Source organism: Bradyrhizobium pachyrhizi (genome assembly GCF_001189245.1).
In the GTDB taxonomy this organism is placed as follows: domain Bacteria; phylum Pseudomonadota; class Alphaproteobacteria; order Rhizobiales; family Xanthobacteraceae; genus Bradyrhizobium; species Bradyrhizobium pachyrhizi.
Map to the genome: position 1 here is coordinate 46,328 of NZ_LFIQ01000084.1, position 6,245 is coordinate 52,572.

A 6,245-nucleotide genomic window follows, 5' to 3' on the forward strand; every position below is an offset into this window, starting at 1 on the left:
GCGGCGGCATCGCGCATCTGCTGGTCGAGGATGACCAGCGCGGTGCGGTCTTGAAGTTCCTCTTCGGCCACCGCAACGGTGCCGCGGAAAAGAGTGAAAACAGTTTTGAACATTTCATCGCTCCCTGTTATGAGCATCGCTCATGAATCTCTTGTACCACATAATGAGCATTGCTCAAGAATTATTTGAGCGACGCTCAAGGCGATGGTTAACGAAGGATCAAAGATGTCCAAGGCATTGGAACGACGGGCAAAACTGCGGGAAGCGCTGATCGAGGCGGCGGAACGGGCGATTGCGGCAAAGGGTCTCGGCGGCCTGAAAACCCGCGAACTGGCCCAGGAAATCGGGGTCGCCAATGGCGGCGTCTACAATCTGGTCGAGGATGTCGACGAGTTGATCCTGCGCGTCGGCTCGCGCACGCTGGCGCGGCTCGACGCGTCGCTGTCGCTGGCCGAGATCGGCGGGGCTGCGGCGCCGCGCGAGATGCTGGTGCGGATCGCGGTCGCCTATTGCGACTTCGCCGCCGACAATCTCGAACTGTGGCGCGCGCTGTTCGAGCATCGCATGCAGCCCGGCAAGCCGGTGCCGGAATGGGCCATCACCGAGCAGATGGAATTGTTCCGCCACATCTACAAGCCGCTCGCCGCGCTGTTTCCGCAGCGTTCGCCGGCGCAACTCGGCGTCACCGCGCGCAGCCTGTTCTCGGCCGTGCACGGCATGGTCGCGCTCGGGCTGGAGCACAAGCTGATCGCGGTGCCGATCGGCGCATTGCGCAGCGAGATCGCAACGTTGACGCGCGCGATGGTCGACGGGCTGACGGCGAAGAAGGAATAGCGCGGATGCCTGCAACCACACGATGCCCTCGCGAACGCGCCGGCTTGATCACTCTCAACGAAGGACAGAAGATTGCTTTTTGAAATCGTTGCGGACCACCGGACTGAACAATCTGCGCGCCGCGTAAGCTGCGGCAATCGGCGCCATGCTGCTTTTGCAACCAATGTACTAGCAGAGCCGCTGGTTTGGCAACCCCGCGACTTGTCTACCGACCGGGGAGCTACCATTACTCCGCGTGCAATGCCGCCAAAGCCGGGATTTGAGCATCCGGCCGGGCGGCCCGCGCATTGAAACAACTGAGGTCGCGAGCGTGTCCACCAATATCGATCTAGATCAGCAACACGACGACATCATGTACCCGCAGGTCCTCCCGTTTCTGCTGGTCCACGCAGGGTGTCTGGCGGCGATCTGGACGGGCGTCTCATGGCAAGCGACTGCAATTTGCGTCGCCCTATACTGGCTGCGCATGTTTGCGATCACCGCCGGCTATCATCGGTACTTCTCGCATCGGGCCTACTCAACGAGCAGGACGTTTCAATTCATCCTCGCATTCCTCGCCCAAAGCAGCGCCCAGAAAAGCGTCCTTTGGTGGGCCGCGAAACATCGACATCACCATCTTCATTCGGATACCGAGCAAGATGTGCATTCGCCGGGGCATAAAGGCTTCGCGTACAGTCATCTCGGGTGGATTTTTTATCGACAGCACGATGCAACTGATCTGACGAAAGTTGCGGATTTTGCCTCGTATCCGGAGTTGATGTGGCTTCACAGATTGGAGGTCTTGCCGGCGATCGTGGTCGCAGGTCTGTGCTTCCTCATCGCCGGATGGCCCGGGCTCGTGGTCGGTTTCTTCTGGAGCACCGTGCTGCTGTATCACGCCACGTTTTGCATCAACTCCCTCGCGCATGTTCACGGGCGCAAGCGGTACGTTACGGGCGATGATTCCCGCAACAATTGGCTGCTGGCTCTGTTTACGATGGGTGAGGGTTGGCACAACAATCATCACGCCTACCAAAGCAGTGCGCGGCAAGGCTTCCGGTGGTGGGAGATTGATGTGACCTATTATGTTTTGGTGACCTTGTCCTTGCTCGGCATTGTCTGGAATCTGAAGGCGCCGCCCACGCAGGTTCTCCGCAACGAGCAGCGCTTAGGATCGCGTGTGATAAAGCGAACGGCTGAACAACTCGCTGGTCGCTTCAATCCCGAGTACATCGCGCAGGCTATCAAATCGTCGGTCCACGAAACCGGATTGTCGGTGCGGGAAGCGCTTGTTCTGTTACAGCATCGCGCCGACTTGCATCTGCCCAGCATACCAACGCGCGACCGGTTGTTGGCTGAAGCCCAGGCCATGTTCGCGAAGACGAGTTCGTTGGACGACATTGTCGACCGTGCGCATGAACTCCTGGTGGAGTCGGTTTGCCTCCTGCTCGCCGTTCCACCTCGGATGGCCGGCGCAAACCCGAAACCTCAGGTGAGCCAACCGTAACATTTTGCCTTGGCCTTTTCCCAACCTCACGGCTCCATCGCGTAGGCGCGCCCGGGTTCGAGCGCGTAGATGGTCAGGAAGCGCAGCGGCCGGTGCGGGTCGCAATTGCGAAACAGCGTGTGCGGAACGTCGGGTCGATCCTGCAAGGTCTCGCCCGCCCGATACTGGCGCGGCGCCTCGTCGCCATAGGCGGACTCGGCAACGCCTTCGACGATGAAGACCACGCCGCCAACGGGGTGCCGGTGCAGCGGAGCGACCCCGCCGGGCGGATAGGTCACCTCGGCAACGACAAGCTCGCGATCATCGCCGGGCAAAGCGAGACGCTCAAGGGTCCTGCGGGTGACGCCGGCAAATCCGGCTTGTTGAGCTTTTGCCTGACCGTCGCTGCTTTCAGCCATTGGAACCCTTCCCTGTCACGCGCGCCTTCGCCCCGATCAGATCAAGTCTGCGGTGACTATGGGGGCGCTTCGACGACGCAACAAGCGCCCAAGCATTTCAACACATGTCGCGCGGGCGAGGCGAAGCCCTTGCCACCCCTGCTCCCACGTTGCAGGATTCCTGCGCCGAGAACCTTCAGCAGTGGGCCTTGCATGAAAACGAGTATCGTCACCACGCGGACGTCGGGGGTCGCCGCCCTGGCGCTCATCTTTGCATTAAATGTCACGCCGGCGTCTTCGGCGCAGCCCGTGCCGGAATGTTCGATGTCGATGACATTGGCGGATTGGGGCGAGAATTCGAGCGGCGATATCGACGTCGCCTCGGGCCAAAGCTGCCAGATCCCGATCGGGATCCGCGGCACGGTGACGGACTCGTCGATCTCGCAGAAGCCGGCCTACGGCAAGCTGAAGAAGATCAACGCATCGACCTTCGAATACAGGGCGAAAGCCAAGTACAAGGGCAGCGATACGTTTGCGATCAAGGCGACGGGCCAGGGGCCAAAGGCATCCGGCACCTCGGTCATCACCGTGCACGCGACGATCAAGTAGTCCCTCGGTCGCGCGCTGAAAGGACCGACTAGATTAGTTCGAATGGCGTTGTGCTCCCTCTCCCCGTTCTTACAGGAAAAGGGTTGGGGTGAGGGCCCGCCTCCGCGCGTACGGCGATAGCTGCGTCCGCGGAGACTCCCCCTCACCCGGAATGCATCTATCGATGCTTTCCGACCTCTCCCCGCACGCGGGGCGAGGTGAAGTGGAGTCCGCGGCTCGATTTAAGCCGGCCGCGCGCCGGTGCGGATGATCGACCCGACATGCTGGCCGCGCAGCGCCGCCGTGAGCCGGCCGGGAACGAGGCCGTTCACGACCTGCACGCGTTCGATATGCCGCGCATTGGCCATCACCTCGAGCAGCGCGGGATCGAACGGCAGCGTGCCCTTCAGCTTGGCAAGGTCGGCGAGGCTGGCCTCGCGCAGCAACTGCGCCTTCTTCCCCTCGGGACCATTCGGATCGTCGGTGTAGACGCCGTCGACATCCTCGACGATCGTCAGCCCGGCGGCGCCGAGCGCATCGGCAATCAGGAACGCACCGGTATCGACGCGATGCAACGGGATGCGCGAGACCGGGAATTCATGATGGTGATAGGGCGGAAACGCGCTGCCCACGACGGCGCGGGCCGCGGAGAGATGGATCGCGAGCTGGCTCGCGATGGTCGGATGCTCGATGTAGGACACGCCCTCCGGCGCGAGCAGGCAGGCTAGGATATGGCCGTTCTGGCCGGCCTCGCTGGCAGCGAGCGGCGCGAGCGAGCCGACCGGCAGTCCGAGGTCGAGACCGACGCTGTAAAGGTGGCGGGCACGGATGCCGGCGCCGGTCAGGATCAGCAGGCGATGCTCGGGCAGCAGTGCGCGCAGTTCGTCGACGATCGGCAGGATCGCCTCATGGCCGCGATCCATGATGGAGCGGCCGCCGATCTTCACCACCTGCACCCAGGGCAGCAGCGGGATCGGGCGACCGCCGGCAACGGGGCGGGTGAGATCGCTGTCGAGCAGGGTCTGGCGCGCGAGCGGCGAGGCGACGTGCTTGATGGTGTCATCCATGGTCGTGTCCCTGCTCAGTTCGCGGTGATGATGGTGCCGACATGCTCGCCCGCGAGCGCACGGGTGAGGTTGCCGGGGACGAGGCCATTGACGACCTGCACCTGCCGGACATGGCGCGCGGTGGCGAGCAGATCGAGCACCGGGAATTCGAGGATAGAATCCTGCAATCCCTTCGCCTTCATCTCGGCGACCGAGATTTTCGGGATGAAGGCCGCGCCCTTCGAGGTCTTGGGGTTCGCGGTGTAGAGGCCGTTCTCGTCCTTCACATAGATCATCGCCTTGCAGCCGAACTGTTCGGCGACAAGGAAGCATCCGGCATCGGTGCGATAGGGCGGGATCATGCCCTCGGGTGCGGGCCGCATCCAGAGGCCGTAAGGCGGCATGCCGCTGAAGATCACGGCGTTCACCTCGGCGAGATAAAGCGGCACGGCCGAAAGTCCGGCGCCGCTGACCGCGGAGATGCCGTGCCTGGCGAGCAGCTGGCCCAGCATCACCGCGTTCTGGTCGGCGACCGAGGCGCCGAGCTGCGAGAGCACGCCGGCCGGCAGCCGAAGCCCGGCCGCGATCGAATAGAGGTGCCGGGCGCGGGTGCCCGCGCCGGTCCCGATCAGCAACTTGTGCGCCTTGCGGGCCGCGACGATCTCGTCGACCAGCGGATAGACGGCGGCGCGGCCGCGGTCGATGACGCTCTGCCCGCCGATCTTGATCACGGTGGCATCCGGCAGGATCCGGAAGTCCGATGCCGCCTCCGCCGTCGCCAGAAGCTGCGGATCGGTCAACGATCGCTGCATCAGGAGCGCTTCAAGCTCCGCCGTCGTGTTCGCCATGAGAACCGTTCCTTATCGCCAATGCGCTCGGCATTGCTGCCGGACTGCACTGGTAACGGCAAGCCGGGCAGGTCTCAAGCTGCAATGACAATGGAGCCGCGCTGACGTCCTAACGTCCCGCAATGACGCAACTATTCCGGGCACGCGCTAGCCGCGGTCTGGCGCAGCGACCATCGCTTCGCGATTCACAACTGCGCCGGCGTACGACGGTCGAGGAGTGATTGCCGCCAGCACAGCGTGGACCGGCACTGGCCGAAGGTGCTGCAGAAGGCGGCAAACCGTCGATCCCAGCGTGTTACCGTCGCGAATCTCGACGTAAGGTTCGACAGCGACGTCCGGGCATTTTGCCGCAGCACTCTTGGCCAGTACAGGTGATTCCTGTCACAGACGTCACATCCCAATTCTGCAATGCTGACCTGATATTGCTGAGTTTTGGAATGCTCTCGGCCCAATGACGCTGGCAGGACCAGCCCGCTTTACGAGGGCAAAGTTGATTGCGCTGCACCTTGGAAATTAGCCGGTGTCGACCGGCCCGCCGCGAGGAAGCAAACCATGGCCAATACCGCACCGGTCGTCACGATTGGCAACCACAGCCTGGCGTCCAACCACTGGCAAAAAATACAGCCGTGGCTGACTTATTTCGACGCCGACGGCAATCCTGCGCAAAGCTTTCAGTTCTTCGACAGCGGTGCGTCCGCAACCAGCGGCTACTTCTGGACTCCTACCAATTCCCACTGGGATGCCAACATTGTCATCAACGTAGCGGCGTCGGACCTTTCCGATGTGTGGTTGAAGTCTGGTTCGGTCAGTGGCTCGGAAACGATGTGGGTGCGTGCCTTCGACGGGACTGATTGGAGTAACTGGGCGTCGTTCACGTTCACGACGATTCCAAACGCAACTCCGGTTGCCACCATCAACGACCAGTCGCTGCACATCAATACATGGTCGAAAGTCGAGAATTGGCTGAGCTACTCTGATGCCAACGGAGACGCCGCCACCAAGTATCAGTTCTGGGACGGCGGCACGTCCGCAACCGGCGCCTATTTCTGGACTCCCACCAATTCCC

6 protein-coding genes and 2 pseudogenes are annotated in these 6,245 nt (G+C 62.4%); 4 read left to right on the forward strand and 4 right to left on the reverse strand.

Going from position 1 to position 6,245, the window contains the following annotated elements; all coding sequences use genetic code 11:
- A pseudogene (locus tag AKL29_RS45095) lies at nucleotides 1–113 on the reverse strand (PspA/IM30 family protein); the annotation flags it as partial.
- Nucleotides 114–225: 112 nt separating this feature from the next.
- On the opposite strand from AKL29_RS45095, the gene AKL29_RS19010 reads away from it, so the two are divergent.
- Nucleotides 226–834, forward strand: a complete 609-nt coding sequence (locus AKL29_RS19010) for a TetR/AcrR family transcriptional regulator (RefSeq protein WP_050385268.1) — start codon at nucleotides 226–228, stop codon at nucleotides 832–834.
- Nucleotides 835–1,186: 352 nt separating this feature from the next.
- Nucleotides 1,187–2,320: an acyl-CoA desaturase gene (locus AKL29_RS19015; RefSeq protein WP_152977669.1), complete on the forward strand. Its 1,134-nt coding sequence runs from the start codon at nucleotides 1,187–1,189 to the stop codon at nucleotides 2,318–2,320.
- A 26-nt stretch (nucleotides 2,321–2,346) separates the two neighbouring features.
- Here the strand turns inward: AKL29_RS19015 and AKL29_RS19020 are convergent, their stop codons facing one another.
- Nucleotides 2,347–2,718 carry a cupin domain-containing protein gene (locus AKL29_RS19020; RefSeq protein ID WP_050385189.1) on the reverse strand — a complete coding sequence of 124 codons (372 nt, stop codon included), beginning with the start codon at nucleotides 2,716–2,718 and terminating at the stop codon, nucleotides 2,347–2,349.
- 303 nt (nucleotides 2,719–3,021) lie between these two features.
- On the opposite strand from AKL29_RS19020, the gene AKL29_RS19025 reads away from it, so the two are divergent.
- Nucleotides 3,022–3,306 carry a hypothetical protein gene (locus tag AKL29_RS19025; RefSeq protein WP_050385270.1) on the forward strand — a complete coding sequence of 95 codons (285 nt, stop codon included), beginning with the start codon at nucleotides 3,022–3,024 and terminating at the stop codon, nucleotides 3,304–3,306.
- A gap of 221 nt (nucleotides 3,307–3,527) precedes the next feature.
- Here AKL29_RS19025 and AKL29_RS19030 read toward each other — a convergent pair whose 3' ends face one another.
- Complete coding sequence (locus AKL29_RS19030; RefSeq protein WP_050385190.1) at nucleotides 3,528–4,352, reverse strand: amino acid kinase family protein; 825 nt, start codon at nucleotides 4,350–4,352, stop codon at nucleotides 3,528–3,530.
- A gap of 14 nt (nucleotides 4,353–4,366) precedes the next feature.
- Complete coding sequence (locus tag AKL29_RS19035) at nucleotides 4,367–5,179, reverse strand: amino acid kinase family protein (protein ID WP_028332938.1); 813 nt, start codon at nucleotides 5,177–5,179, stop codon at nucleotides 4,367–4,369.
- A gap of 552 nt (nucleotides 5,180–5,731) precedes the next feature.
- Between AKL29_RS19035 and AKL29_RS45100 the strand changes: the two are divergent.
- Nucleotides 5,732–6,245, forward strand: a pseudogene (locus AKL29_RS45100) (hypothetical protein); the annotation flags it as partial.